The sequence below is a fragment of the Magnetovibrio sp. genome (assembly GCF_036568125.1).
GTDB lineage: Bacteria > Pseudomonadota > Alphaproteobacteria > Rhodospirillales > Magnetovibrionaceae > Magnetovibrio.
In genome coordinates, this window is record NZ_DATCTF010000008.1 from 37,861 (window position 1) to 63,511 (window position 25,651).

The following is a 25,651-nucleotide window of genomic DNA, read 5'->3' on the forward strand; positions in this document are numbered from 1 at the left end:
TGATGCGCGCGATCATTTCTAATATGGTTTTTTAGATAAAAATTGCGGCAAAAAAAGGAAATAAAAAGGGCCGGAAGATCCAGCCCTTTTTTCAATCGATGCAGCTTATTTGAACCAACCGTCGAACAGCCCCTCAAGTGGTGCCTTGGATTTCTTTTCGACAACCGGGGTTTCGCCATCGTTGACTGGTTTGCCCAATGCTTGGTTTTCCTGGATGCGTTGCAGTTCCTGCTTCGGTTCGACGACATGGCCGGGATCAGGCTCGAACATCAGCGATTCCATGAAATTCTGATCTTCTTCGGCGAACACCGACGTTTCCCGATTCACGATTTGACGAATATCGGGTTCCGCATTTTGCGCCCCGGCGCGCGCCAACAGCGCGGTGGTGCCGGGCGTCGAAGCCTGAATCGGTGCCGCCTGAGTCTCACGTCCGCTCAGCATCACACGCTTGGCGATGTCTTGCGGATTGTCGTCTTTGCGGGCCTCGGCCTCGGCTTCGGACGGCGGACGCAAACCGTAATCGGGCGGCAAGGTCAACGGCGCACGGGTGTAGACCGAAAATTCGTCCGGCGCGGCCTTGGTTTGGGTCAACGCTTTGCGCGCGCCGTCACAGCCCGTAAGGGCGACGGCGGCGACAACGCCAAGTGCAATGAGCTTAATGTGTTTCATCTGTTCCCGGTGATTTTTCACCATTTGTGTGCTTTGCATCCTTATTTGTAGGGCTTTCGCTGCCGAGAAACAAGGATTCCCACATCAACATCGCTGCGCCGATGACGATGGCGCTGTCGGCGACGTTGAATGCCGGCCAATGATACCCCAAAACATGCAGGTCGAGAAAGTCCGTCACCGCGCCGAAGCGAAAACGGTCGATGACGTTGCCGACGGCGCCGCCGATGATCGAGCCCAGAGCCAAGGCGCTGAGGCGGCTTTCGGCCCGTGTCAACCACACGCTCAGCCCCACCGCGATGGCCAACGTCAGCACGATCAAAATCGTATCGCCGTGCTCGCCGGCGTTACCGAACATGCCGAAACTGATGCCCCGATTCCACGCCAATACGATGTTGAAGAACGGCGTGATCTCGAAATACGGACGCGTAGCGTCCGAAAACAGACCCAATATCAGCCACTTGCTGATTTGATCCGCAATCAATATTGCCACGGCCAAGCCCCAACCGACCTGCCGGGCCGCGCGATGGTCGGTGATTTCACCGCTCATTCAGCGGCTCCCGCGTGCTCGACCGCGTCGGCGCAGCGCCCGCACACCGTCGGATGGGCCGCATCGACGCCGATGTCATCGCAGACCTTCCAGCAGCGTTCGCACTTTTCGCCCTCCGCCGCGTTCGGTACCACGCCGACCCCGACGATACCGTCGACCGTGAACGCGCCGTCCGGCGCGTCCCCTTCGATCAGCTCGGCGCCCGAGGTGATGCTGATTTCCGCCAGATCGACGCCTTGCATCGCTTGTATGTAATCCGCCGAGGCGTAAACCTTGGGTGCGGCCTGCAAGCTGGAGCCGATGCGTTTTTCCGCACGTTCGATTTCCAGCGCGCCGGTGACCACCCGGCGCAGTTCGCGGACTTTGGCCCACTTTTGCGCCAAGGCGTCGTCGCGCCAATTGTCGGGAACGTCCGGGAACAGGCGCAGGTGCACACTGGTGTCATCGGGGAAGCGCGACAGCCATGCCTCTTCCGCGGTGAAGCAGATGAACGGTGCCAGCCATGCGCTCAAGCAATTGAAGATCTCATCCAGCACTGTTCGGGTGGCGCGACGCAAGGTGCTGTCGGGGCGTTCGCAGTACAGCGTGTCCTTGCGGATGTCGAAATAATACGCGCTCAGTTCGATGGAACAGAAATTGTTGAGCTCGCTGAACAGAGAATGAAAGTGGAAGTCGTCGCACGCGGTGCGGACTTTTTTGTCCATTTCCCACAGACGGTGCAGAACCCAACGTTCCAATTCGGGCATTTGCGCGAAGTTCAGACGTTCGCTTTCTTCAAAGCCGTCGAGGTTGCCGAGCAGGTAGCGCAAGGTGTTGCGCAAGCGGCGATAAACGTCGGCGTGGCTCTTGATGATGTCGGGACCGATGCGCAGGTCTTCCGAATAATCGGAGCCCACCACCCACAAACGCAGGATATCGGCGCCGTATTCGCCGATGATCTGTTCGGGCGGGATGTCGTTGCCCAAGGACTTGGACATCTTGTGGCCGTCTTGGTTGAGCAAGAAACCGTGCGTCAACACCGTATCGTAGGGTGCGCGCCCACGGGTGCCGCAGCTTTCCAAAAGCGAGCTTTGGAACCAGCCGCGATGCTGGTCGGACCCTTCGAGGTACAAATCCGCGGGCCACTTCAGATCATCGCGGGCTTCCAGCACGAATGTATGGGTACAGCCGGAATCGAACCACACGTCGAGAATGTCCGTCACTTGATCGAAATCGGCGGCATTGTAGTCGGCACCGAGGAACTCCTGCGCGTCGCGGGCGAACCACGCGTCCGCGCCTTCTTCCTTGAAGGCCTGAATGATGCGGTCCATGACCGCTTGGTCGCGCAACGGCTCGCCGGTGGTTTTGTTGACGAACACCGCGATCGGCACGCCCCAGGCGCGTTGGCGCGACACGCACCAGTCGGGGCGGTCGGCAACCATCGATTCCAGACGTGCGCGGCCCTTGGCGGGCACGAAGCGGGTGTCGTCGATGGCCTTCATCGCGGCTTCGCGCAGGCCCGTTTTTTCCATCGAAATGAACCACTGCGGGGTGTTTCGGAAGATCACCGGAGCTTTCGATCGCCACGAATGCGGATAGCTGTGCTCGATCCGGTGCGTGGCCAACAGCCCGCCCAGTTCTTGCAGTTTGTCCGCCACCGCCTTGTTGGCCGGGAAACGGGTTTTCTTTTTCTTTTCGTCGAAGATCAACACCGGCAGGCCTTCGAACATCGGCACCTGGGCCGTGTAGGTGCCATCGCCGTTGACGGTGTCGGGCACCGGCACGCCGTTTTTAACGCCCAGTTCCCAGTCGTCCGCGCCGTGGCCGGGGGCTATATGCACGATGCCGGTACCGGCTTCCAAGGTCACGAAGTGGCCTTTCAGCGCGCGCACCTCGAACTCGTATCCATGACCGTGGAACGGGTGTTTGCACACCACCCCCTCCAGGCCGTGGTGGGAAGCGATCTTATCCCACGCGGTGATGCCGGCGTCTTCGGCAACCTGTTCGGCCAAGCCTTCGGCGACGATCAGTTTTTCGCCGACCACGGCGAGGCTGTCATCCGTGACGCCTTTGACTTCATAGACGCCGTAATCGAACTCGCCGTACGCAACCGCGCGGTTGGCGGGGATGGTCCATGGCGTGGTGGTCCAGATAACCACCGACGCGCCGTGCATTTCGGCGATCGGCGCCTGGGCCACCGGGAACCGCACGTGCAGGGTTTGCGAAGAATGGTCGTGGTATTCGACCTCGGCTTCGGCCAAGGCGGTCTTTTCCACCACCGACCACATCACCGGCTTGGCGCCTTTGTACAGCGCGCCGCTCATCAAAAACTTGCCGAGTTCGGCGACGATGTGCGCCTCGGCCTCGAAGGTCATGGTCGCGTAAGGATTGTCCCAATTGCCGATCAAGCCCAAACGCTGGAACTCTTCGCGCTGCACGTCGATCCAATGGGCAGCGAATTCGCGGCATTCCTTGCGAAATTCGACCACGTCGACTTGGTCTTTATCCTTGCCTTCGGCGCGGTACTTTTCTTCGATTTTCCACTCGATCGGCAGACCGTGACAGTCCCAGCCGGGCACGTAGTTGGAATCCTTGCCCATCATCTGTTGCGAACGGACGATGACGTCCTTGAGGATCTTGTTGAGCGCGTGACCGATGTGCAGGTGGCCGTTGGCATAGGGCGGACCATCGTGCAGGACGAACTTTTCGCGCCCTTCCCCGGCTTTGCGGCTCAGCGCGTACAAATCGATTTCTGCCCAGCGTTTGAGGGTTTCCGGCTCGCGTTTGGGTAAGCCCGCACGCATCGGGAAATCGGTTTGGGGAAGAAAGACTGTGTTTTTGTAGTCCGTGCTCATGGTCTCAGCTTATCGGTCTGTGGCGATGCATGGGGGCGAACGAAGGCTCTGTTTTAGCCTTCTTTTGAGAGGATTTCTCTAGCTTTCTCGCAATCGATGGCGATTTGCGTCTTGATGGCGTCCAAGCCGTCGAATTTGCGCTCTTCGCGCAGACGTTCAATCATCTGCACGCGCAGGTGCTTGCCATATAGATCGCCGTCGAAATCGAACAGGTGCGCTTCCAACACGACATCGTCGCCTTTGTCGAAGGTGGGGCGTTTGCCGACGTTGCAGACACCGTTCAGCCAACGGGTTCCGCTGCCTTCGTCGACACCGGCGCGCACGGCGTATACACCCAACGCCGGGCGTAAAAAATCGCCCAAGTGTAGATTGGCGGTCGGGAAGCCCAACTGACGGCCGCGCTGATCGCCGTGCTCGATGCGTCCTTCCAGCTCGAACGGGCGGCCCAAAACATGAGCGGCGCCGCGCGTATCGCCGGCTTTCAGGCAATCGCGCACACGGGTGGACGAATAAACGATGCCGTCTTCGTCGACGACCTTGGGCACCGCGGTAAAGCCAAAGCCTATGTCGCGTCCCAGGTGCAAGAGGGTATCGCAATTGCCCTGGCGCTTTTGGCCGAACTGAAAATCGTATCCCGCCACCACATGGCTCGCGCCCAGGCCTTTGACCAGGACTTCTTCGACGAAAGCTTGGGCAGTCAGTCCGGCAAACGCGAAATCGAAATGCTGAACCAGCAGTTCGTCGACGCCCAGTTGTTCGATCATGTGCGCCTTGGTGCGCATGGTCGATAGGCGGAACGGTTCGCAATCGGGCTTGAACAGTGCATCGGGGTGCGGCTCGAACGACATCACAGCCCACGGTTTGCCTGTGGCGCGCGCAATGAAACCGGCCTCGTTGATGACAACTTGGTGGCCTTTGTGAATACCGTCGAAGTTCCCGATGGCGACCACGCAGCCGCGGGCGTCTTCAGGCAAATCGGTATAGTGTCTAAATATCCGCATGGGGGCGAAAAGTGCCGCCGCGTCCGCCTTGGGTCAAGGGAAATCACAAGACGGACGCGTTATTGTCGGCCCCGGAGAGACAAAAGCTCAGCGTTTGGGGGCCATCATGGTTGCTTCACCTTCAAGAACGACCTTACCGTCAACCATGCATTTGGTCGAAAGCTGGACGAAACCGCGCTTTTCGATCAGGTCGGTGATCTCCACTTCGGTTTCGACCACATCCCCGGCGCGCACCGGGGCACGAAATTTGAGGCTTTGGTTGACGTAGATCGAACCCGCCCCCGGCAAGATGGTGCCGACCACCGTGGAAATATAGCTCGCCGACAAAATACCGTGGGCGATGCAGCCGCCGAACGGGGTGTGGGCGGCGGCGAACTCGGGATCGAGGTGCACCGGATTGTTGTCGCCCGACACCTGAGCGAAGATCTGAATGTCGGCGTCCGTGACTTCGCGGGTGTAGCCGGCTTTTTGACCGATTTTCAATTCGTCGAAATAATAGGCGTTGCCCGGTGCCGAACCGGCCGCTTCGGTGATGATGTCGCCGCTCATTGGATGCTCCCTGGATTGATGTGCGTGTTTTTGTTGCGATGCAGCGTAGCGCTTTCGCATATGCGAGGCAATCCCAACTCAACGGGTGCGGCGGCGCACCAAACGCGGGCTCGACGCCAACGCGCGGCGCTTGCTTTTGTCCCTGTCCTCCGTCTCTTCCTCGGGTTCGGGTGGGGCCGCCTGCGGCACGGGGCTCAAGGGGTTGTCGTCGAACAAATTCGATTGCAGCCCGCGGGTTTGTGCCCGACGTTCGATCAGCGCCAGGGTACTTTGCACCGTGGGATGGCGTCCCGGCACCCGGGCGGACTTAAATAAGTGTTCCCGTGAGATCACGTTGAGTGCCTCGCGCGCCATCGCGGCATCGTGCCGTCGCTCGACCCAACGCAAATAGGCGGCAATGGTCCACGGATGGGCGGGCAGCGGTTTCAAACCGCGCTTTTCACACCAGCGTTTGAAATCACCCCAGGTTTTCGCGCGAGTCGCCATGAGCCCTCATCAATGTGCGGCTGCAGTTTAGAGCAACTGCCACGCCAAATAGAACAGAAACCCACCGTTGACGATCAGCAGCACCGGCGCGGCTTGGCGCGCGATATCCGGCCAACGACCCAACAAGGCCCCCCCGGCCAAACCCAACCCCAGCAAGGCCGGAACGGTGCCGATCCAGAACGCCAACATACCGAACACCCCGGTCAGCCATTCGCCGCTGGCCGCCGCTGCCGCCAGCGCGCCATACACCAGACCGCACGGTATGAAGCCCAACGCCACGCCCAAACCATACCCACGAAACCCAACCGGATGGACAAACAAGGGTCTGATGAGCTTGCCCCAAGAACGCGCCAAGGTGCCCTCGCCACCGCCCGCATCGATGCCTTGGGTGCCCGGCAAGGTCACCCCCAGGCCGCGCAAGGCGTAACCGAGAAAGAACAACGCCGCCACAACCAGCAATGCCGCCGCGATCCAGTTGAGCGCCGGAACCTTCAACAATTGCTTGGACGCCAACGCCGCAACCCCACCCAAAACCATATACGTGGTGCCGCGCCCCAGGTGATACGGCACCAGGGCACCCCCCGTCAGACGCTTGAGTTCGCTCATGTTTTGAGCGCTCACCGCCTCCAGGCGCGCCTGAACCTGGGAAATGACGAATGGTCCACACATGCCAATGCAGTGCGTCGCGCCGCCAGCGAATCCGGCCAAGAACAACGCAAACAACAATCCTTCCGAACCATCGATCGCGGCATTGCACTGCGCCACCCCCACGGCGAGCAAGCTATCCAAAAATGCGCCTTGATCCATGCCGCCTTTACCCCTTTGTTCTGTAAGGATTTTTATTGAGAACGAAAATAATTCTAATTAGATCAGCACGTTAAGTGAAAGAAAATTCTACGATAACGCGCCGACTAAATTAGATTGGACTAATTTGACGTTGCATTAAACAGAAAATAAGTGTTTAAATCTCAACGTTCGAGGATCCCCGTTTTCGGTCCTCATTGGCTTTAGGGAGCCCGTTTCACTCCTGAGGCAGGTGGGCATGTTACGCATAACTCAATTCAACTGCTCATCCCTCGGTTAACGATAACAAGGTTGGGAGCCAGAGATGTCTTCAGCATCCCTCGCGAATACGGCGAGTTCCAGCACGCCTGAGTATTACGATGATCTGATTAAGAAATTCGTGATCGCAGCAGCGTTCTGGGGCTTAGCTGGTTTCTTGGCAGGCGATTATATCGCTTGGCAATTGGCCTTCCCGGTTCTGAATTTGGACCTGGAATGGACTTCATTCGGACGTTTGCGTCCGCTTCACACGTCGGCGGTGATCTTCGCCTTCGGCGGCAACATTCTTCTTGGTTCGTCCTTTTATGTCGTGCAGCGCACTTGCCGCGCCTCATTGTTCGGCGGCAATGGCTTGGGCAGCTTCATCTTCTGGGGCTATCAGCTGTTTATCGTTTTGGCGGCGACCGGTTATCTTCTGGGCATCACCCAGGGCAAAGAGTACGCCGAACCGGAATGGTACGTCGATCTGTGGCTCACCATCGTTTGGGTGGCCTATCTGATCGCCTTCGGCGGTACCATCGTCAAGCGCAATGAACCGCACATTTATGTGGCCAACTGGTTCTATCTGGCTTTCATTCTCACCATTGCCGTTCTGCACTTGGGCAATAACGCCTCGGTCCCCGCAGTTCTGTTCGGTGGGGAATTCACGAAAAGCTACATCGTCTGGGCCGGTGTTCAAGACGCCATGACTCAGTGGTGGTACGGCCACAACGCGGTCGGGTTCTTCCTGACAGCCGGCTTCTTGGGCATGATGTACTACTTCGTGCCGAAACAAGCCGAACGTCCGGTGTACTCGTATCGTTTGAGCGTGGTTCACTTCTGGGGCCTGACCTTCCTGTACATCTGGGCCGGTCCGCACCACTTGCATTACACCGCGCTGCCCGATTGGCTGCAAACACTGGGCATGACCTTCTCGATCATGCTGTGGATGCCGTCCTGGGGTGGTATGATCAACGGCGTGATGACCCTGTCCGGCGCATGGCACAAGCTGCGCACCGACCCGGTCCTGCGTTTCATGGTCGCGTCCATCGGCTTCTACGGCATGTCCACCTTCGAAGGGCCGTTGATGTCGATCAAGGCTGTGAACTCTCTCAGCCACTACACGGACTGGACCGTTGGTCACGTGCATGCTGGCGCTTTGGGTTGGAACGCCCTGGTGTCCTTCGGCGTTCTGTACTTCTTGGTACCGAAGCTGTGGAACCGTGAACGTCTGTACTCTCTGCGTCTGGTGAACACGCACTTCTGGATCTCTACGATCGGGATCGTGCTGTACATCGCTTCCATGTGGGTTTCCGGCATCATGCAGGGCCTAATGTGGCGCACGTACGACAGCCTTGGTTTCTTGCAGTACTCGTTCATCGAGACGGTAGAAGCCATGCACCCGTACTACATCATCCGTGCAACGGGCGGACTGCTGTTCGTTCTCGGCGCCGTGCTGATGATCTACAACCTGTGGCGCACTGCCCGTGGCGACCTTCGTGACGAAGCCCCAATCGGCCTCGATAACACGCAAGCCGCTCCGGCAGCCGAATAAGGGAGGATTGATACCATGCAAGCAATGCTTGAACGTAATGTCGTTCTCCTGGCGATCGTGACCATCATCACCATCTCCATCGGCGCACTGGTGCAGTTGGTACCGCTTTACACGATGGAAACCACCATCGAAAAAGTGGACGGCATGCGCCCCTACACACCGTTGGAACTGGCGGGTCGGAACATCTACGTCCGTGAAGGTTGCTACCTTTGCCACAGCCAGATGATCCGTCCCTTCCGTGACGAGGTGGAACGCTATGGCCACTATTCCTTGGCGGCCGAAAGCATGTTCGACCATCCGTTCCAATGGGGTTCCAAGCGTACCGGTCCGGATCTTGCTCGCGTTGGCGGCAAGTACACCAACGACTGGCACGTGGCTCACTTGATCAATCCGCGCTCCGTTGTGCCGGAATCGATCATGCCGGGCTATTCGTTCTTGGCTGAACGCCCGTTGTCCGCTGCGAAAATCGCAGGGGAACTGGAAACGCTGCGTGTTGTCGGCGTTCCCTATACGGACGATCAGATCAGCAATGCACAAGCCGATCTGACAGCCCAGGCCAACCCTGAAATGGGTGATGGCGACGCCGTCATGGCGCGTTACCCCAAAGCCGTCCTTGGCGACTTTGACGGTAACCCGTCGCAATTGACCGAGATGGATGCGATCGTCGCTTATCTCCAAATGTTGGGCACCCTGGTGGACACCAAGTCCTACCAAACCAGCCCGGATGGGAGGTAACGATGGATCTTCAAACCATATCGGAACTGGCGCGTCAGGCATGGGTCGTGTGGCTTGTGCTGCTGTTCTCCAGCATCGTGTTCTGGGCGTTTCGTCCCAGCAACAAGAAGCGCTTCGAGGACGACGCCATGATTATCTTCAAGAACGGAAATGGTGAAAACGGAGGTCAGTCTCATGGCTAACATCGAAAGAGATGAAGTCAGCGGTACCGATACCACCGGACACGAGTGGGATGGCATTAAAGAGCTGAACACGCCGATGCCGCGTTGGTGGCTGTGGACCTTCTATGCAACCATCCTGTTCTCCGCCGTGTGGTGGGTGTTGTACCCATCCTGGCCGACCCTGAACAATTATTGGAAAGGCACGCTGAACTATTCGTCCCGCGTTGACCTGACCAATGACCTTCAGGCTCGCGATCAGGCCCGCTCCAAGTGGACCAAACAGTTTGCCGCCCTGCCGATCACCGAGATCGTCAAGGATAGCCAACTGCGTGAGTTCGCCATGGCTGGCGGCAAGGTGATCTTTGCCGACAACTGCGCACCGTGTCACGGTTCGCAAGGTCGTGGCGCACCGGGATACCCGGTGCTGGCGGATGACGATTGGCTGTGGGGCGGTTCGCTCGAGGCCATCGAAACCACCGTACGTTACGGTGTCCGTTCGACCCACGAGGACACACGCGTCAGCGAAATGCCCGTGTTCAGCGAGGATTATTTGAGCCCCGCTCAAATTTCCGACGTTGCCGAATACGTGCTTTCGTTCAGCAACCAGTCCAAAGACAGCGCTGCCGCCACGCGTGGCGCCGAGGTCTTTGCCAACGATTGCGCAGCCTGTCACGGCGAAACCGGCGACGGTGGACGCGACTTCGGCGCACCGAAGCTGAACGACGGTCTGTGGCTTTATGGAAACACCCACGAAGCCCTCGTCAGCCAGATTTCCAAGCCCAAGCATGGCATCATGCCGACCTGGGAAGGCCGTCTGGACGACGTGTCCATCAAGCAAGTGGCCATTTATGTCCACGACGCGCTGGGTGGCGGTGAATAACACTTAGCTGCGGGCCCGCCCGCACTAAGAATAAAATGCGAGGGGGAGTTCCGGCCAACCGGGCCTCCCCCTTTCTTTCAACTCTCTCCACAAATAAGAAGCGATCTAAACCGACTGCAAGAATTCGAAACCAAGGATTCGAGAGTACGAGGCCCCCATGAGCAACACCCCGACAGAACACCACGTGCCGCAAACGCCTTCTTTGTACGAAACGCACAAGAAAATCTATCCGCAGAAAATCAAAGGCCATTTCCGTTCTTTGAAATGGAAAGTGACCTCCGCGATCATGGCGTTTTATTTCCTCGCGCCGTGGATCCGCTGGGACCGTGGCGAAGGCCAACCGGATCAAGCGATCATGGCGTCGATGACGTTGCGACGGGTGTATTTCTTCAACATCGAAATGTGGCCGCAGGAAATCTATTACCTGACCGGCATCTTGGTGCTCGCCGCCGTGGGTTTGTTTTTGGCTACCGCCATGGCCGGACGCGTGTGGTGCGGTTTTACGTGCTGGCAAACGGTGTGGACCGACTTGTTCGTGTGGGTCGAGAGCAAACTCGAAGGCGACCGCAACAAGCGCATAAAGTTCGATCAAGCGCCTTGGACGTTCAATAAAATTTGGCGCAAGAGCCTCAAGCAAATCATCTGGATCGCCTTTTCGCTGCTCACCGGCGCGGGCTGGATCTTCTTTTTCAACGACGCCCCGACCACCGCGACCAACCTGCTGACCGGACAAGGCTCGCTGGCTGAATACGGCTTCACCCTGCTGTTCGCCAGCACCACGTATCTGCTGGCCGGTTTTGCGCGTGAACAGGTTTGCATCTACATGTGTCCGTGGCCGCGCTTCCAAGGCGCGATGTTCGACGAGCACAGCCTAATCGTGACCTATGAAGCCTGGCGCGGTGAACCCCGCGGTAAGGCCAAGAACACCAACCCCAACGCTCCCGCGCTGGGCGATTGCGTCGACTGCAACTTGTGCGTCAATGTCTGCCCCACCGGCGTCGACATTCGCGAAGGCGATCAATTCCAGTGTATCGGTTGCGCACTGTGCGTCGACGCCTGTAATTCGATCATGAGCAAGCTGGGCCGCCCGGGCGACCTGATCACCTACGATTCCGTGTCCAACCAGATGGCCCGTGAACGTGGCGAAACACCGAAAAAGCGCCTCATCCGCAAGCGCACCATCGCATATGCGTTGTTGTTGTCCGCCGTCATCGCGCTGATGACCTTCGGCCTGCTGAACCGCACCGAATTGGAAATCAACGTGCAACGCGACCGTTCACCGTTGTTCGTGCAGTTGTCCGACGGTGCGATCCGCAACGGCTACACCTTCAAGCTGCTGAACATGATCAACGTCCCGCAATCCTTCACGCTGTCGGTCGACGGCCTGGACGGTGCGCAAATGACGGTGATCGGCTTGGCGAAAGACCCGGTTGATTCCGTTACCTTGAGCGTCGCCCCGGACTCGGTCGCGACGTATCGTATCTTCGTCCGTGCGCCTTTGAGCTCTTTGGATGATCAATTCGAGGATATGGAATTCGTACTCACCAACACCGAAACCGGCGAAGAAATCGATTACGATTCTCGTTTCGCCGGCCCTGTGAGGTAAGGCATAATGACGACCATGAGCAAATCGAAACGTCCCGACGGTTGGTGGTATCCCTGGATTTTCGTTGCCGGGTTCTGCGTCGTGTTCCCCGTCAACGGCCTGATGGCCTATTTCGCGGTAACCACGTGGACCGGCCTTGAAACCAAGGATTACTTCAATCAAGGCAAAAGCTACAACGCCGTTCTGGAACAGCGCGCCCAACAAGACGCGCTGGGCTGGAACGTGAAATTCGATTTTGAAAACGTGCCGCTCCCGGATGATCCGCGTGCCGGGGTGTTTCGCCTTCACTTTACCGACAAAGCCGGGCACGATCTCAACAACCTCTACATCAGCGCGCTGGCCAAGCGCCCGACCCAAGAAGGTTACGATCAAGAATTGATCTTCACCTACAAAGGCCATGGCACCTACGTCGCCAAGGCGACCTTGGCGTTGCCGGGACTGTGGGAATTGCAATACACCGCAACCCATGGCGATGATACCTTCAAGATGCGTTCGAGGGTCCAAATCCCCTAATGTCGGCCCCCCAAAGCACAGGCCCCATCGGTACAGATCAAAGCGGCACATGCTTGCACTGCGGTGAACCGGTACCGGCTGGCAGTGCCGGGGGGGCGCATTTTTGCTGCGCGGGTTGCCGGGCGGCCTACGAAATGATCCAGGGCATGGGGCTGGAAAGTTATTACCAGCGCCGTTGCCTTGATCCCGACCAGCCGTCGATGCGCCCCGACGACGAAAACACCCGCTTCGACTTCCCGGCCTTCGCCACCACCGACGATCAGGGGGTCACCACCCTGCATCTGATGGTCGAGGGTCTGCAGTGCGCGGCGTGTGTGTGGCTGATCGAAACGGTGCTGCGTAAACAGCCCGGCGTGGTCCATGCGCGCATCAACATGACCACCCGGCGCTTGGTGTTGAAGTGGAACGCCGCTGAAGCCGACGCCACAGACCTGATCGGCGTCGTCACCCACCTCGGCTATCGCCTCGCCCCTTACGATCCCAGCTTGATTTCCGCCGAGACCCAGAGCCGCGAAAAGCAGTTGCTGCGTGCCATGGTGGTCGCCGGTTTCGCGGCGGGCAACGTGATGATGTTTTCCGTCTCGGTGTGGGCGGGAAAGGACATGGGTGAATTCACCCGCAACACCATGCACTGGCTGTCGGCCCTGATCGCGCTGCCCGCGATCGCTTATGCCGCGCGCCCGTTTTTTCACAGCGCCCTCACCGCACTCAAGGCCGGGCGCACCAATATGGATGTGCCGATTTCCCTGGCGGTGCTTCTCACCAGCACCATGAGCCTCGTCGAAACCGTGCGCATGAGCGAGCACGTCTATTTCGACAGCGCCGTGTCTTTGGTCTTTTTCCTGTTGATCGGGCGCTATCTCGACAGCCGCGCACGCGGACGGGCGCGGGCTGCGGGCGAAAACCTGATGGGACTGAAAGCCCGCGCCGTGACCATCTTGCTGGACGACGGCAGCCGCGAGGTGGCACCGCCCGAACGACTTAAACCGGCGATGCGGTTTCTCGTCGCGGCCGGCGAACGCATCGCCGCCGACGGGGTGGTGCAAAGCGGCGAAAGCGACATCGACACCTCATTGATCAACGGCGAGAGCACTCCGGCGCAAGCGCGTGCGGGCGAAAAGGTTTTTGCCGGTACGCTGAACCTCAGCGGCCCCATCGTTGTCGAGGTTACGCAAACCGGCGAAGACACGCTGCTCAGTGAAATCGTCCGCCTGATGGAGGCCGCCGAAGACGCCCGCGCCAAGTACGTCGCACTGGCGGACCGGGTCTCGCGCCTGTATGCCCCTGTGGTTCACCTCCTGGCCGCTTCCGCATTCTTGGGCTGGTGGTTGATTGCCGGAATGAATTGGCAGGATTCGCTGATGATCGCCATCGCCGTGCTGATCATCACCTGTCCATGCGCCTTGGCGCTGGCGGTGCCTGCCGTGCAAGTGGTGGCGGGCGGGCGTTTGCTGCAACGGGGCATCTTGCTCAAAACCGGCACGGCGCTGGAACGCCTAGCCACCGTGGACGTCGCGGTGTTCGACAAAACCGGCACCCTGACGCACGGCGCGCCGCAGTGGGTCAACCGTGAAGAGCTCAGCGAAGACGACATCCATATGGCGAGCTCCATGGCGGTGGTCAGCAAACATCCCTTGTCACGCGCGTTGAGCCGTGAAATTTCCGGGGTAGCCGCAGCCGATGGCGTCGTGGAGGTGCCCGGGTCCGGGCTCAAATTGATGACCCCTGACGGTGAAGTGCGCCTTGGCCGTCGCGGTTGGTGCGGGGTGGAAGACGACGATGCCCAGGCCGAAGCCGAACTGTGGCTGGCGCGTCCCAACGCCGCCCCGGTGCGCTTCGCCTTTTCCGATCAATTGCGCAACGATGCCCCGCAAATCATAGCTGCGTTGAAGGCCCAAGGCGTTCACGTGATGTTGTTGTCCGGCGATCGCAACGCGGCCGTTGCCGCTGCCGCCCGTCGCGCGGGCATTGACGATTGGCACGCCCAATTGAAGCCGGCCGACAAGGTTGCACGCCTGCATGAGCTGGCTGGGCAGGGCAAAAACGTCATGATGGTCGGTGACGGTCTCAACGATGCGCCCGCGCTGGCCGCTGCGCATGTATCCCTATCGCCGTCGAGCGCCGCCGACGTCAGTCAGACGGCTGCCGATGTGGTCTTTCAGGGCGACAAACTGGCCCCGGTTTTGGAAATCTTGCACGTCGCAAAATACGCCGACAAACTGATCAAACAAAATTTTGCCTTATCGTTCGCTTACAACAGTGCCACCATCCCCATGGCGATGGCCGGCATGGTTACGCCGTTGATCGCCGCCATCGCCATGTCGACGTCGTCGCTGGTGGTCATCGGCAATTCGCTGCGTTTGGGACTTGGCAAGGGCGTTACGCTCAAACACCTGCCGGGTGATCGAACCGTCAAACCGTTGCAGCCCGCGCAAAAGGAAACCTGAACGTGGAATCTCTGATTTACCTCATCCCGATTGCGCTGGTGTTGGGCCTGTTGGCGCTGTCCGCGTTTCTATGGTCGTTGAAATCCGGCCAGTACGACGACATGGAAGGCGCCGCCAACCGCATTTTGTTCGACGACGACATCCCACCCCCGCCCAAAAAAGACCCGGCTAAAAAAGACGCGACGACATCAGAACCCAAAGATCAGGACTGATCGTTCAGCGTCACCGCCACCGCCAACGGCCCCATCGCCGCAAACAAGTGCTTGAGGGTATGACCTGAGAGTTGCTTGCCTAAAAACGCCAGAACCTCACCATCGAAATGCTCGGTCAGTTTGGCCAGGGCATAGAATACGAACGCACCGATGATAGCGCGCCAGGTGATCCATTTACCATGTGACCACAGCCACATGATCATCGGAATGATCACAACCGGCAGAAACTGCACCAGGATGTAAACTCGCAGATCGTCGGTGATGCGCCAATAAACGGCACTAAACACCCCCACCGCGATCAGCACCGGCAACGCCAAGCGCACGCCGATGCGGGCATCGACCCGATCCGTAATCACCGCCGCCAACAATCCCATGAACCCGACCGTCATCGGCAAGCGGTCCCAAAACAAAGTCGCATTGTCCGGCGCCCAGTGATAATAGGCCGAGCCCGGCCCTACCAAGGCCACACCGATGAAGAACGCTGCCAATGGCAAGCGTGCATCCGCCGTCCAGTTTCCGTGACCACGTTGCCGACTTAGCACCCACAGACCATAAAGTCCCACCGCGATGAACGGCACGTTGGACATCACATCGCCAAAGTTGGGTATCCCCAACCAATCGCGCAGATCGGCAAAATCGTGATAAGCCAAGGGCTGGGAAATTGGGGCGACGAAAATCAACATCGCCGCGGCAAGGCCCAGCGCCACACCGCCGACCACCCACGGCTTGATCGTGTCGCTCATCCGTCACCCAGGCGCGCTTGTACCAAGGCCTCGACCCCGGGGTAGTCGGTTTTGCCGCTGCCCAGCAATGGCAACGCATCGACCGCCAGCACCGATTTTGGCACCATGATCTCGGCGATGCCGGATCCCTTGGCGGCTTTCAGCAAATCGTCGCGGGTGGCCTTGTCGAACTCGCTGACCAAGACGACCTGCTCGCCTTTTTTCGGATCGGGCAAGGTGATCGCGGCATGGCGCGTATCCGGCCAAGTGGCCAATGCCAAATCTTCAACCGCCCCCAGAGACACCATTTCACCGGCGATTTTAGCAAAGCGCTTGGCCCGGCCTTGGATGGTGACGAAACCGAAATCGTCAATGGAAACGATATCGCCGGTGTCGTACCAGCCGTCTTTGGGCGGCACCAAAACGCCGGGATTATCCGCCAGCAGGTAGCCCATCATCACATTGGGGCCGCGCACCACCAGCTTGCCACCGCGTTCGATCCCCGGAACGGCAACCAGCTTATGCTCGATCCCCGGCAACAAGCGCCCCACGGTACCGAGTTTAAAATGCATTGGGGTATTGAACGACAAGACCGGGGCCGTTTCGGTTGCGCCGTAGCCTTCCAAAATCCGCAAACCGAATTTTTCCACGAAATCTTTGCGGGTATCGTCTTTGACTTTTTCCGCGCCCGCACAGACGTAACGGACTTTGAAAAAATCGTACGGATTGGCGGCGCGGGCATATCCCGCCAAGAACGTGTCGGTGCCGAACATGATGGTCGCATTGGAATCGTATACCAATTCCGGCACCACCCGGTAATGCAACGGCGATGGATAGAGGAATGTGCGCACGCCCGCCAGAACCGGCAAAAGCATCCCGCTGGTGAGACCGAAGCTGTGAAACACCGGCAGGGCGTTGAACACGACGTCGGTGGGGTTGAATTCGATCCGCGCCGCCAACTGATAGCGATTGGCCAATAGATTGTCGTGGCTGAGCACCACGCCCTTGGGCGCGCCTTCGGACCCCGAAGTGAACAACACTGCCGCGGGGCGCTGCGGGTCTTTGACGAAACCGCGATGCCACGCCCGCGCCGCAAAGGTCGAAAACATCACCGCGCCCAGCTTATCGATAAAGCCGACACCCGCTTTGACGTCTTCCAACCACACCACTTTGGTATGTTCGCGCAAGGCGTCGATGGTTTGATGCAGTTCGCCCGCCTCGACAAACGCCTTGGAGGTCAACAGCACGTCCACTTCCGCCGTTTTTAGTGCCGAGATCATATTGCCGACGCCGGCAGAGAAATTGAGCATCGCCGGAACCCGCCCCACCGCTTGCAAGGCGAAAAACGTCACCGCCGTGCCGACAGAATTGGGCAGCAATACACCGACGTTGGCACCCTTGCCGGTGATCCTTGCGAGTTTGCGCCCCAACGCGATGGAACCGCTGACCAGCTTGCCGTAGCTCAGCGGCGCGCGGGCGATGTCTTCCAGCACGATTGCGCGCGATCCATAGATGGTGCGGGCGTCCAAAAGCGCGTCGAACAGGGTTTGGCGGGTACGGCGCGATTCAAACATCAAATCGCTCATCACGTCGTACAGTTCAAGCCCTGCTTGGGCGCGGCGGGCGGAACCTTTCAACTCTGTATTGACCGTCAAACGCCGCGGCGGCAAAACGGTTAACGTGATTTTCGGGAACCAGCGCCGGCGTACCGTGCCCTTGAGGCGCGAAAACATGGAAAATTCCGCCCCGTCGATGCGCACCGGCAACACATCCGCGTCGGCCTTGTCGGCAATCAGCGCCGGACCTTCGTAGACCTTCATCAGGCCGCCGGTGACGGTGATGCGACCTTCGGGAAAGATCACGCACTTTTTGCCCTTGGCGACTTCCTTGATCAACGACTTGGTGCTGAGCGGCTTGGTCGGATCCATGGGGAACGCTTCGAACAACATCAAGAACGGCCGCACCCACCACCGTTCCGCCATGTGGGTGTTGATGGCGAACATCGGTTTTTCCGGCAAGAACGCCGCCAGCAACGCACCGTCCAAGAACGACACGTGGTTGACAACGATCACCGCCTTGTCGCCAACCGCTTGCCAATTCTCCAAGCCCTTGACCTCGACGCGAAAGGCCAGCTTGAACAACCACACCATGAACGCCTTGATCAAGGCATCCGGCAGCAAGCGACAGATGTAGAGCGCCACGCCCGCGTTGGCGATGGCGACGGTCATGAACACGCCCGGCACCGTCATGCCGCCCGCCAACAATCCCGACACCACCAAAGCCGAAACCACCATGAACAAGGCGTTGACGATGTTATTGGATGCGATGTCGCGTGACCGGTGGGTATCTTCGCCGCGACTTTGCAAAATGGCGTACAGCGGCACGATGTACAGGCCGCCGCAGATCGCCACCATCAGCAAATCGAAGGTGATGCGCATGCCGATGGGTTGGGCCAGAAACGTCTGCACTCCGGCCAATTCGCCACCGATGCCGATCAGCGCCGACACATGAGTGCTGGCGAAATACAGATCGGTCATGAACACCGTCATCAAGATCGCGCCGAACGGCACATACTTAGCCGTGACCTCGCCCTTCAACACCTTGCTGCACAGCATTGACCCGATGGCGATGCCAATGGAGAAAATCGACAGAAACAGCGTTACCACGCTTTCGTCGCCGTTCAACGTCACCTTGGCAAAGGTCGGAAACTGACTGAGAAACGTCGCCCCCACCAGCCAGAACCACGAGATCCCCAAGATCGACAAAAACACATCGCGCCGCCCGATCGCATGACGCAACATCCGTGCGGTCGCGCCGATCACGTTGAGATCGACCTTCAGATCCTGGTTGAGCGCAGGCGCTGCGGGGATGAAGAGGCTGGCGGCGTAACCGAGCAACGCCACCGCCACGATCAGGCTCGACACCAACAGCACACCGCCGTCGGTCAGGATCAACAAGCCGCCCGCGATGGTACCGAGCAAGATGGCGAGAAAGGTTCCGGCCTCGACCATCGCGTTGCCGGCGATCAGTTCATCCGCATGCAGGTGTTGCGGCAAGATTGCGTACTTGACCGGACCGAACAACGACGACTGCGCGCCCATCAAAAACAACACCGCCATCAACGCCCAGACGTTTTGGCTGAAAAACGCCGCCGCCGCGCCGGTCATGATCACCACTTCGGCGGCTTTGACGAACCGCGCCAATTGCGCCTTGTCGAAACGATCGGCAAGTTGCCCGGCGGTGGCGCTGAACAGAAAGAACGGCAAAATGAACACACCCGCCGCCGCCGTGACCATTAACGGACCATCGATCCCGGCGGCTTCCGCCAGTTCGTATGTCACCAGCATCACCAACGCACTTTTGAACAAATTGTCGTTCATCGCGCCCAAAAACTGGGTCACAAACAGCGGCAGAAAGCGACGGCTTTTCAGCAGGTGAGCCATGTCGAAACTCATGTCTTGTGTCCCTCGTTCTGAGCTTTTTGCGTTTCAATCGCATGTTTGCGAACCGCGCCGATAAAATCGACGCTAAAGGATATCACATCGGGGTGGTCCATAATGAACGTATGGCTCGCGGGCACGACCAGATGTTTGCTCATGTGCTTCAATTTGGTCTCTTCGATGTCCACCACACCGTCCCCATCCCCGCTCAACACCGACACACGCCCCGCGATGACCGCAAACGGCGACGGCGGTTTCGCCAATACCTGCATAGAGGGTGAAGCCAGATCCGTCAAAGCCGGACCGAGGAGCGTGCGAAAAAAGGCGTACTGCGATAGGGTTCGCGCCACGTGGCTGCCTTGGTTTGGTGGCGCCAACATCACCACCCGCCCCACTTCAAAATCTTGTTTATTCTGCTCTAAAGCCTGCCGCACCACCGGACCGCCTAAGGAATGGGTCACGAACGACACCGTGCGTACGCCTTTCAGTCCGTCTAGAACACGGTTCAGCGCACGAGCATGATCCGCGATCGCACCTTGGGTGCTGGCATAGTTGAACTGGACCGCTTCGAACCCCTGCGCGCGCAGCTCTTCGGCCATCTTATCGAGACTATGCGCGGACCGCCCCAGACCGTGTACCAGCACCACCGCATCGGGACGCGGGGCCTGAATACGCCCTTGGGCAACCATCGTATCCAACGCCGCCAGCATCTCGTCTTCCCTGCCCCAGTCGTGGCGAAGGTTGTGACGGTCCAGCAAGCGACAATGCCCGGTCCAGGCATGACACTGCACCCGCCAGCCGTCGCTGATGCGTACATCGGTCCACAGTTGGCGTCCGCCCAAGGTCGGTACCGGCACGTTGAACACCAAGGCCATCGCCTGCACGGCCAATGCAATGGCGAAACCCCACACAACCAACGTTTTCCAACTGCGGCGCTTAAACAGATTTGGCAGCCGCAACCAGCGTTGCCCGGATCCGCCTTGGGGTTCGCGGACGGAAGTGCCCGGTGCGCCATCCTTGCGCCCGAAAGATGCTTTGGCACGAGGTTTCAGTTTGGGTTCAAGTTTAATGTGCGGGCTTTTGCGCTTTTCCAGCGCCCGGCCGCTCAACAACATCTCGCCAAAGGATCTGGCGAGATCGTCCTTTCCTTTGACGCCAAAACCGGATTTGTCTTTTTGCCTACTCATGTTCGCAGATCCTGTAACGCGACACCTAATGTAAACAATCGTTCACTTACAATAAGCCCCAAAGGGGCAAGTGTCAATTGCGCCCGGCTTGATCATGGCAAAATCCCTGAAAACCGGCGATGACGGCCATCACACGAAGCAATATCCCGAATTGCCGAAAAAAAACGCCGCCCCGAGGGACGGCGCTTCACAGCGAATGACAGACAGCTTCAGATGCCTTTGTCCGTATCGATGGCGTAGCCTTCGCCGCGCACCGTGCGAATCACGTCCTCGCCGCCGCCTTCGTTGAGGGCTTTGCGCAACCGGCGAATGTGCACATCGACGGTTCGGTCTTCGACATAGACGTCACGGCCCCACACCAGATCGAGCAACCGTTCGCGTGAAAACACGCGGCCGGGCCGCTCCATCAAGGTTTTCAGCAAGCGAAATTCGGTCGGACCTAAGTGAATCGAACGACCGTCGCGGTTGACCTTATGCTGGGCCAAGTCCATGGCGATGTCGGCGTACTGCAACGCTTCGCTCGACAAGGACGGATTGGCGCGGCGCAACAGCGCCTTGATGCGCGCCACCACTTCGCGTGGACTGTAAGGTTTGACCACGTAATCGTCGGCGCCGGTTTCGATGCCGCGCACGCGGTCTTCTTCCTCACCACGAGCCGTCAGCATCAAGATCGGGATTTCACGGGTGTCGGAAGAACCGCGCAGTTGGCGGCACACTTCGATACCGCTCAGGCCCGGCAGCATCCAATCGAGCACGATCGCATCGGGGGTGTTTTCCTGGGCCATCAACAAGCCCTCTTCCCCGTCTTGGGCGATCAAGACCCTGAAACCTTCTTTTTCGAGATTGTACGACAACAGTTCCGCCTGGGGCGGTTCGTCCTCGACAATAAGAACCATGTGTTCCAAGTCAGTCTCCTCAGCCCTCTTCGATCACCGTCTCGCTTGAACGATCGCTTTTGGGGCGTTCAACGGCAGGCATTTCGCCAGACACGAGAAAGTGAACATTTTCGGCGATGGATGTGACGTGATCGCCGATACGCTCGACATTCTTGGCCACAAACAAAAGATGCGTGCACGCCGTGATGTTGCGTGGATCCTCTAGCATGTAGGTCAACAGCTCGCGAAACAAGCTCGTGTGCATCAAATCGACCTCTTCGTCGCGCATGCGCACATCATCGGCCTTGGCCATATCATGCGCACCATAAGCGTCGAGCACGTTCTTGATCATGCCTTGCACTTGACGCGCCATGCGCTGGATGCTCGCTGTGGCGTTGCCTACCGGCTCCATGGTCGACAACGTCAGCGTACGTTTGGCGACGTTTTTGGCGTAATCGCCAATGCGTTCCAAGTTCGCAGCCATTTTCAGCGCCACCACGACGGCGCGCAAATCATCGGCCATCGGCTGGCGCAGGGCCAAAACGCGAATGGTGAAGTTGTCGATCTCTTCTTCAAGCAGGTCGATCTGCTTGTCGGTTTCGATCACTTTTTGCGCCAACGTCACGTCGCGGCGGTTCAGCGCATCGACGGCATCGGCCAGCTGGCGCTCGGCCAGCCCGCCCATTTGGGCGATAATGCCGTCAAGTTTGCTCAGGTCTTCGTCAAAAGACGAAACGATATGTTCGTGTTCCATCGGGTTGCGGTCCCCTTAACCGATGCGGCCCGTAACGTACGCCTGGGTGCGTTCGTCTTCGGGTTTGGTGAAAATGTCCGTGGTATCGCCCTGTTCGACCAGTTCGCCGAGATGGAAGAACGCGGTCTTTTGCGACACGCGCGCAGCCTGCTGCATGGAGTGCGTCACCATGATGATGGTATAGTTTTCCTTAAGCTCATCGATCAGCTCTTCGATCTTAGCCGTGGCGATTGGATCCAACGCCGAGCACGGCTCGTCCATCAAAATCACTTCCGGTTCCACCGCAATGGCACGGGCAATACACAAGCGTTGCTGCTGCCCACCGGAAAGACCGGTGCCGGGCGCTTCCAAACGGTCGCGCACTTCATCGAGAAGACCCGCCTTTTCCAGACTGGTCAACACGATTTCATCCATGTCGTTGCGATTTTTCGCCAGTCCGTGAATGCGCGGACCGTATGCCACGTTGTCGTAAATCGATTTGGGAAACGGGTTGGGTTTTTGGAACACCATGCCGACACGCGCGCGCAAGTGCACGACATCGACGCCGCGGGCATAGATGTCTTCACCGTCCAGCGTCATTTGACCTTCGATGCGACACCCGTCAACCACGTCATTCATGCGATTGAGGCAACGCAAAAACGTCGACTTACCGCAACCGGACGGACCGATCAGCGCCGTAACCATGTTCGACGGAATATCGAGGTTGATGTTTTTCAGCGCCTGCTTGTCGCCGTAAAAAACGTTGACGCCTTGTGCCGTAACCTTATGCGGCAAGCTGACCCCGTGTGGATTGACACGGGCCAGATCGGAAACTTCTGTGTGAATGGCAAGTTCCATTATGCGTACTCCTTACCAGCGTCGTTCGAACTTCCGACGCAGGATCACCGCGAGCAAGTTCATAATAATGAGAAAACCAACGAGGACGATGATCGCCGCAGCGGTGCGTTCGGTGAACGCCCGTTCGGGACTGTCCGCCCACAAATAAATCTGCACCGGCAATGCCGTCGCCGGATCGACGAAGCTGCCCGGAATATCGACGATGAATGCCACCATGCCGATCATCAAAAGCGGCGCGCTTTCGCCCAACGCCTGGGCCATGCCGATAATCGTACCGGTCAGCATGCCGGGCATTGCCAACGGCAAAACATGATGGACGACCGTCTGCACTTTGCTTGCACCAATGCCGTAGGCCGCTTCGCGGATCGACGGCGGCACCGCGCGCAATGCCGCACGCGCGGCGATGATGATGGTCGGCAGCGTCATCAGCGCCAGCACCATGCCGCCGACAACGGGGGCCGAACGCGGCAACATGAAGAAGTTCAAAAATACCGCCAATCCCAACAAGCCGAACACGATCGACGGCACTGCCGCGAGGTTGTTGATGTTGACCTCGATCAGATCGGTCCACCTATTTTTGGGCGCAAACTCTTCCAGATACACCGCGGTCATGATGCCGAGCGGGAACGACAGTAAGAAACAGATCGAAAGGCTCAGCAACGAGCCCATGAACGCGCCGAGAATGCCCGCCAGTTCCGGTTCGCGGGAATCGCCTGCGGTAAAGAAGCGGGTGTTGAACTGCAGTTCGATAAGATCGCCCGCCAACCATTGGTCGACCCAGGCGATTTCCTTGTCGGTTACGCGGCGATCATCTTCCGGTGCGTTGCGGTCGATGGCACCCTTCATCAACATGTCGATGTCATCGGATGCCGGCAACCAGATGGTGCGCACTTGACCGAGCAGCTCCGGGTCTTGCTTGAACATGTTTTGCAAGTCGAAGCCTGCGCCGGAACTCATCAGCTTATAAAGCAACTTCTTGTCGCTGCGCGACTTGACCTCGGGAAAGGTCTCGCGCATGGCATTTTTAACAATGCCCTGCCAGTTGTTGTCCTTCACCATTTCTTCGTCGAACTTCACCGTCAACGCGACGTGCGTTTGCTGGAACGCCCCCACGCCGCGAATGCCGATGGCGGTCAACATCACCACGAGAAACGAAATGGCGACCGCGATGGCGACGATCCCATACAGGCGAAAGCGCTTTTCCGCGCGATAACGCTTTGCGAGACCTTTTTGAATGCGTTCGGACTTGCTCATGGAATCAGTCATACTGTTCACGATACTTTTTAACGATATGAAGGGCGAAGACGTTCAAGACCAAGGTCGTGACAAACAACATCAGACCGAGTGCAAACGCCGCCAAAGTCTTGGCGCTGTCGAATTCTTGGTCGCCGGTCAACAAGGTGACAATCTGCACCGTCACCGTGGTCACCGCCTGCAAGGGGTTAGCCGTCAAGTTGGCTGCCAAGCCTGCCGCCATCACCACGATCATGGTTTCGCCGATGGCGCGCGATGCTGCCAGCAGCAAGCCGCCCATAATCCCCGGCAACGCCGCGGGCAGAACCACATTTCGGATCGTTTCGGATTTGGTTGCGCCCAGACCGAAAGACCCGTCGCGCATGGCTTGTGGAACGGCGTTGATGACGTCGTCCGACAAGCTGGAAATCAGTGGGGTGATCATCACCCCCATCACCAAACCGGCGGCCAGCGCACTTTCGGATGAAACATCGAAGCCAACCGCTTCACCGGTGCCGCGCAACCACGGTGCAACCACAAGCGCGGCGAAAAAACCGTAAACTACGGTCGGGATACCGGCGAGAATTTCCAAAATCGGCTTAACCCAATTGCGCACATTGGTGTGGGCATATTCGGCCAGATAAATTGCCGCAAACAAGCCGACCGGCGTCGCCACCAAAAGTGCGATGGCGCTGATCAACAACGTACCGACGAACAACGGCACCGCGCCGAACGACCCCGATGCGCCGACCTGATCGGCGCGAATGGCGGTTTGCGGGCTCCATTCCAAACCGAACAGAAAGTCGGTCATCGGAATTTCGCTAAAGAAACGCATCGCTTCGAACAACAGCGAAGCGACGATGCCGACCGTGGTCAAAATCGCGACCGTGGAACTGGCGATCAAGACCCCCTTGATCGCGGCTTCCACGGCCTTCTTCGCGCGCCGAGACGGTGTGACGTACATCCGGCCTCCACCTTTCTTCGGTGCGCGATTCTTTTGTATCGTTGACGTGGTCACGTCTGAAATCTCCAAACAAATTCCGGCGACGATCTGAAATACGTGCGATCGCCGCCGGTTGTTTTGTTCTGTCTTAGTCGGCGATTACATCGACAGGTTTGCGAGCGCCTTGGCGTCGTCCGCGAACTTGGCGCGTTCGGCCTTCGGCATCGGGATCAAACCCTTGTCGGCCAGGTAGCCTTCTTCGCCCCATGCTTTGTCGGAGGTAAACTCGGCAACGTATTCTTGGATGCCGGGAACTTTGCCGACGTGGGCGTTCTTGACGTAGAAGAACAGCGCGCGCGAAACCGGATAGTCGCCCGAAGCGATGTTTTCGAACGTCACGTCCTTGCCGTTGATCGAAGAACCC

At 58.5% G+C, this 25,651-nt stretch carries 23 protein-coding genes and 1 pseudogene; 8 read left to right on the forward strand and 16 right to left on the reverse strand.

Annotated features, from left to right (window positions below; all coding sequences use genetic code 11):
* Positions 1 to 105 precede the first annotated feature (105 nt).
* The 7 genes from VIN96_RS04245 to VIN96_RS04275 all read right to left on the reverse strand — a co-directional run bounded on the left by VIN96_RS04245 (position 106) and on the right by VIN96_RS04275 (position 6,893).
* Entirely contained in the window at positions 106 to 669 is a 564-nt protein-coding gene (locus tag VIN96_RS04245) for a DUF3035 domain-containing protein (RefSeq protein ID WP_331894196.1), read from the reverse strand.
* Entirely contained in the window at positions 656 to 1,216 is a 561-nt protein-coding gene (gene lspA, locus VIN96_RS04250; RefSeq protein ID WP_331894197.1) for a signal peptidase II, read from the reverse strand. The genes VIN96_RS04245 and lspA overlap by 14 nt, the downstream gene beginning before the upstream one ends.
* Positions 1,213 to 4,050 carry an isoleucine--tRNA ligase gene (ileS, locus tag VIN96_RS04255; RefSeq protein ID WP_331894198.1) on the reverse strand — a complete coding sequence of 946 codons (2,838 nt, stop codon included), beginning with the start codon at positions 4,048 to 4,050 and terminating at the stop codon, positions 1,213 to 1,215. Before ileS ends, lspA begins: the two co-directional genes overlap by 4 nt.
* Before the next feature lie 53 nt (positions 4,051 to 4,103).
* Positions 4,104 to 5,051 carry a bifunctional riboflavin kinase/FAD synthetase gene (locus tag VIN96_RS04260; protein ID WP_331894199.1) on the reverse strand — a complete coding sequence of 316 codons (948 nt, stop codon included), beginning with the start codon at positions 5,049 to 5,051 and terminating at the stop codon, positions 4,104 to 4,106.
* Positions 5,052 to 5,138: 87 nt separating this feature from the next.
* The gene (locus VIN96_RS04265) at positions 5,139 to 5,600 is read right to left on the reverse strand and encodes a MaoC family dehydratase (RefSeq protein WP_331894200.1); all 462 of its coding nucleotides are present in this window, start codon (positions 5,598 to 5,600) and stop codon (positions 5,139 to 5,141) included.
* A 78-nt stretch (positions 5,601 to 5,678) separates the two neighbouring features.
* Positions 5,679 to 6,086 carry a hypothetical protein gene (locus VIN96_RS04270; RefSeq protein ID WP_331894201.1) on the reverse strand — a complete coding sequence of 136 codons (408 nt, stop codon included), beginning with the start codon at positions 6,084 to 6,086 and terminating at the stop codon, positions 5,679 to 5,681.
* 27 nt (positions 6,087 to 6,113) lie between these two features.
* Entirely contained in the window at positions 6,114 to 6,893 is a 780-nt protein-coding gene (locus VIN96_RS04275) for a sulfite exporter TauE/SafE family protein (RefSeq protein WP_331894202.1), read from the reverse strand.
* A gap of 301 nt (positions 6,894 to 7,194) precedes the next feature.
* On the opposite strand from VIN96_RS04275, the gene ccoN reads away from it, so the two are divergent.
* From ccoN to ccoS, 8 genes are all read left to right on the forward strand, one after another.
* Entirely contained in the window at positions 7,195 to 8,682 is a 1,488-nt protein-coding gene (gene ccoN / locus VIN96_RS04280; RefSeq protein WP_331894203.1) for a cytochrome-c oxidase, cbb3-type subunit I, read from the forward strand.
* A 15-nt stretch (positions 8,683 to 8,697) separates the two neighbouring features.
* The gene (gene ccoO, locus VIN96_RS04285) at positions 8,698 to 9,417 is read left to right on the forward strand and encodes a cytochrome-c oxidase, cbb3-type subunit II (protein ID WP_331894204.1); all 720 of its coding nucleotides are present in this window, start codon (positions 8,698 to 8,700) and stop codon (positions 9,415 to 9,417) included.
* Between the two features lie 2 nt (positions 9,418 to 9,419).
* The gene (locus tag VIN96_RS04290) at positions 9,420 to 9,599 is read left to right on the forward strand and encodes a cbb3-type cytochrome c oxidase subunit 3 (RefSeq protein ID WP_331894205.1); all 180 of its coding nucleotides are present in this window, start codon (positions 9,420 to 9,422) and stop codon (positions 9,597 to 9,599) included.
* Positions 9,592 to 10,458 carry a cytochrome-c oxidase, cbb3-type subunit III gene (ccoP, locus tag VIN96_RS04295; RefSeq protein WP_331894206.1) on the forward strand — a complete coding sequence of 289 codons (867 nt, stop codon included), beginning with the start codon at positions 9,592 to 9,594 and terminating at the stop codon, positions 10,456 to 10,458. Before VIN96_RS04290 ends, ccoP begins: the two co-directional genes overlap by 8 nt.
* A 157-nt stretch (positions 10,459 to 10,615) precedes the next feature.
* Positions 10,616 to 12,064: a cytochrome c oxidase accessory protein CcoG gene (ccoG, locus tag VIN96_RS04300; protein WP_331894207.1), complete on the forward strand. Its 1,449-nt coding sequence runs from the start codon at positions 10,616 to 10,618 to the stop codon at positions 12,062 to 12,064.
* A 15-nt stretch (positions 12,065 to 12,079) separates the two neighbouring features.
* Positions 12,080 to 12,577: a FixH family protein gene (locus tag VIN96_RS04305; protein WP_331894208.1), complete on the forward strand. Its 498-nt coding sequence runs from the start codon at positions 12,080 to 12,082 to the stop codon at positions 12,575 to 12,577.
* Entirely contained in the window at positions 12,577 to 15,024 is a 2,448-nt protein-coding gene (locus tag VIN96_RS04310) for a heavy metal translocating P-type ATPase (protein ID WP_331894209.1), read from the forward strand. Before VIN96_RS04305 ends, VIN96_RS04310 begins: the two co-directional genes overlap by 1 nt.
* A 2-nt stretch (positions 15,025 to 15,026) precedes the next feature.
* Positions 15,027 to 15,236, forward strand: coding sequence for a cbb3-type cytochrome oxidase assembly protein CcoS (ccoS, locus tag VIN96_RS04315; RefSeq protein ID WP_331894210.1), 210 nt, complete (start codon positions 15,027 to 15,029; stop codon positions 15,234 to 15,236).
* Here the strand turns inward: ccoS and VIN96_RS04320 are convergent.
* The 9 genes and pseudogenes from VIN96_RS04320 to VIN96_RS04360 all read right to left on the reverse strand — a co-directional run.
* Positions 15,227 to 15,979, reverse strand: a complete 753-nt coding sequence (locus VIN96_RS04320; protein WP_331894211.1) for a ceramidase domain-containing protein — start codon at positions 15,977 to 15,979, stop codon at positions 15,227 to 15,229. The genes ccoS and VIN96_RS04320 overlap by 10 nt on opposite strands.
* Positions 15,976 to 19,413 (reverse strand): acyl-[ACP]--phospholipid O-acyltransferase, encoded by a 3,438-nt coding sequence (locus VIN96_RS04325; protein ID WP_331894212.1) that lies wholly within the window; start codon positions 19,411 to 19,413, stop codon positions 15,976 to 15,978. The genes VIN96_RS04320 and VIN96_RS04325 overlap by 4 nt, the downstream gene beginning before the upstream one ends.
* Positions 19,410 to 20,585 carry an esterase/lipase family protein gene (locus tag VIN96_RS04330; RefSeq protein ID WP_331894213.1) on the reverse strand — a complete coding sequence of 392 codons (1,176 nt, stop codon included), beginning with the start codon at positions 20,583 to 20,585 and terminating at the stop codon, positions 19,410 to 19,412. Before VIN96_RS04330 ends, VIN96_RS04325 begins: the two co-directional genes overlap by 4 nt.
* 209 nt (positions 20,586 to 20,794) lie before the next feature.
* A complete protein-coding gene (gene phoB, locus VIN96_RS04335) occupies positions 20,795 to 21,481 on the reverse strand; it encodes a phosphate regulon transcriptional regulator PhoB (RefSeq protein ID WP_331894218.1) in 687 nt (228 codons plus the stop codon).
* A 19-nt stretch (positions 21,482 to 21,500) separates the two neighbouring features.
* Entirely contained in the window at positions 21,501 to 22,214 is a 714-nt protein-coding gene (phoU, locus tag VIN96_RS04340) for a phosphate signaling complex protein PhoU (RefSeq protein ID WP_331894214.1), read from the reverse strand.
* 15 nt (positions 22,215 to 22,229) lie between these two features.
* Positions 22,230 to 23,051, reverse strand: a complete 822-nt coding sequence (gene pstB / locus VIN96_RS04345) for a phosphate ABC transporter ATP-binding protein PstB (RefSeq protein ID WP_331894215.1) — start codon at positions 23,049 to 23,051, stop codon at positions 22,230 to 22,232.
* A 12-nt stretch (positions 23,052 to 23,063) separates the two neighbouring features.
* Positions 23,064 to 24,305 carry a phosphate ABC transporter permease PstA gene (gene pstA, locus VIN96_RS04350; protein WP_331894216.1) on the reverse strand — a complete coding sequence of 414 codons (1,242 nt, stop codon included), beginning with the start codon at positions 24,303 to 24,305 and terminating at the stop codon, positions 23,064 to 23,066.
* Positions 24,306 to 24,309: 4 nt separating this feature from the next.
* Positions 24,310 to 25,254 (reverse strand): annotated as a pseudogene (pstC, locus tag VIN96_RS04355) (phosphate ABC transporter permease subunit PstC); the annotation flags it as partial.
* A 132-nt stretch (positions 25,255 to 25,386) separates the two neighbouring features.
* Positions 25,387 to 25,651, reverse strand: a 265-nt coding sequence (locus tag VIN96_RS04360) for a substrate-binding domain-containing protein (RefSeq protein WP_331894217.1), incomplete at its 5' end; no start/stop codon positions are given.

Bases quoted from the DNA above. Each gene is read 5' to 3' on its own strand.
- VIN96_RS04245 (WP_331894196.1), bottom strand. From the start codon at position 669: ATGAAACACATTAAGCTCATTGCACTTGGCGTTGTCGCCGCCGTCGCC.
- lspA (WP_331894197.1), bottom strand. From the start codon at position 1,216: ATGAGCGGTGAAATCACCGACCATCGCGCGGCCCGGCAGGTCGGTTGG.
- ileS (WP_331894198.1), bottom strand. From the start codon at position 4,050: ATGAGCACGGACTACAAAAACACAGTCTTTCTTCCCCAAACCGATTTC.
- VIN96_RS04260 (WP_331894199.1), bottom strand. From the start codon at position 5,051: ATGCGGATATTTAGACACTATACCGATTTGCCTGAAGACGCCCGCGGC.
- VIN96_RS04265 (WP_331894200.1), bottom strand. From the start codon at position 5,600: ATGAGCGGCGACATCATCACCGAAGCGGCCGGTTCGGCACCGGGCAAC.
- VIN96_RS04270 (WP_331894201.1), bottom strand. From the start codon at position 6,086: ATGGCGACTCGCGCGAAAACCTGGGGTGATTTCAAACGCTGGTGTGAA.
- VIN96_RS04275 (WP_331894202.1), bottom strand. From the start codon at position 6,893: ATGGATCAAGGCGCATTTTTGGATAGCTTGCTCGCCGTGGGGGTGGCG.
- ccoN (WP_331894203.1), top strand. From the start codon at position 7,195: ATGTCTTCAGCATCCCTCGCGAATACGGCGAGTTCCAGCACGCCTGAG.
- ccoO (WP_331894204.1), top strand. From the start codon at position 8,698: ATGCAAGCAATGCTTGAACGTAATGTCGTTCTCCTGGCGATCGTGACC.
- VIN96_RS04290 (WP_331894205.1), top strand. From the start codon at position 9,420: ATGGATCTTCAAACCATATCGGAACTGGCGCGTCAGGCATGGGTCGTG.
- ccoP (WP_331894206.1), top strand. From the start codon at position 9,592: ATGGCTAACATCGAAAGAGATGAAGTCAGCGGTACCGATACCACCGGA.
- ccoG (WP_331894207.1), top strand. From the start codon at position 10,616: ATGAGCAACACCCCGACAGAACACCACGTGCCGCAAACGCCTTCTTTG.
- VIN96_RS04305 (WP_331894208.1), top strand. From the start codon at position 12,080: ATGAGCAAATCGAAACGTCCCGACGGTTGGTGGTATCCCTGGATTTTC.
- VIN96_RS04310 (WP_331894209.1), top strand. From the start codon at position 12,577: ATGTCGGCCCCCCAAAGCACAGGCCCCATCGGTACAGATCAAAGCGGC.
- VIN96_RS04320 (WP_331894211.1), bottom strand. From the start codon at position 15,979: ATGAGCGACACGATCAAGCCGTGGGTGGTCGGCGGTGTGGCGCTGGGC.
- VIN96_RS04325 (WP_331894212.1), bottom strand. From the start codon at position 19,413: ATGAGTTTCGACATGGCTCACCTGCTGAAAAGCCGTCGCTTTCTGCCG.
- VIN96_RS04330 (WP_331894213.1), bottom strand. From the start codon at position 20,585: ATGAGTAGGCAAAAAGACAAATCCGGTTTTGGCGTCAAAGGAAAGGAC.
- phoB (WP_331894218.1), bottom strand. From the start codon at position 21,481: ATGGTTCTTATTGTCGAGGACGAACCGCCCCAGGCGGAACTGTTGTCG.
- phoU (WP_331894214.1), bottom strand. From the start codon at position 22,214: ATGGAACACGAACATATCGTTTCGTCTTTTGACGAAGACCTGAGCAAA.
- pstB (WP_331894215.1), bottom strand. From the start codon at position 23,051: ATGGAACTTGCCATTCACACAGAAGTTTCCGATCTGGCCCGTGTCAAT.
- pstA (WP_331894216.1), bottom strand. From the start codon at position 24,305: ATGAGCAAGTCCGAACGCATTCAAAAAGGTCTCGCAAAGCGTTATCGC.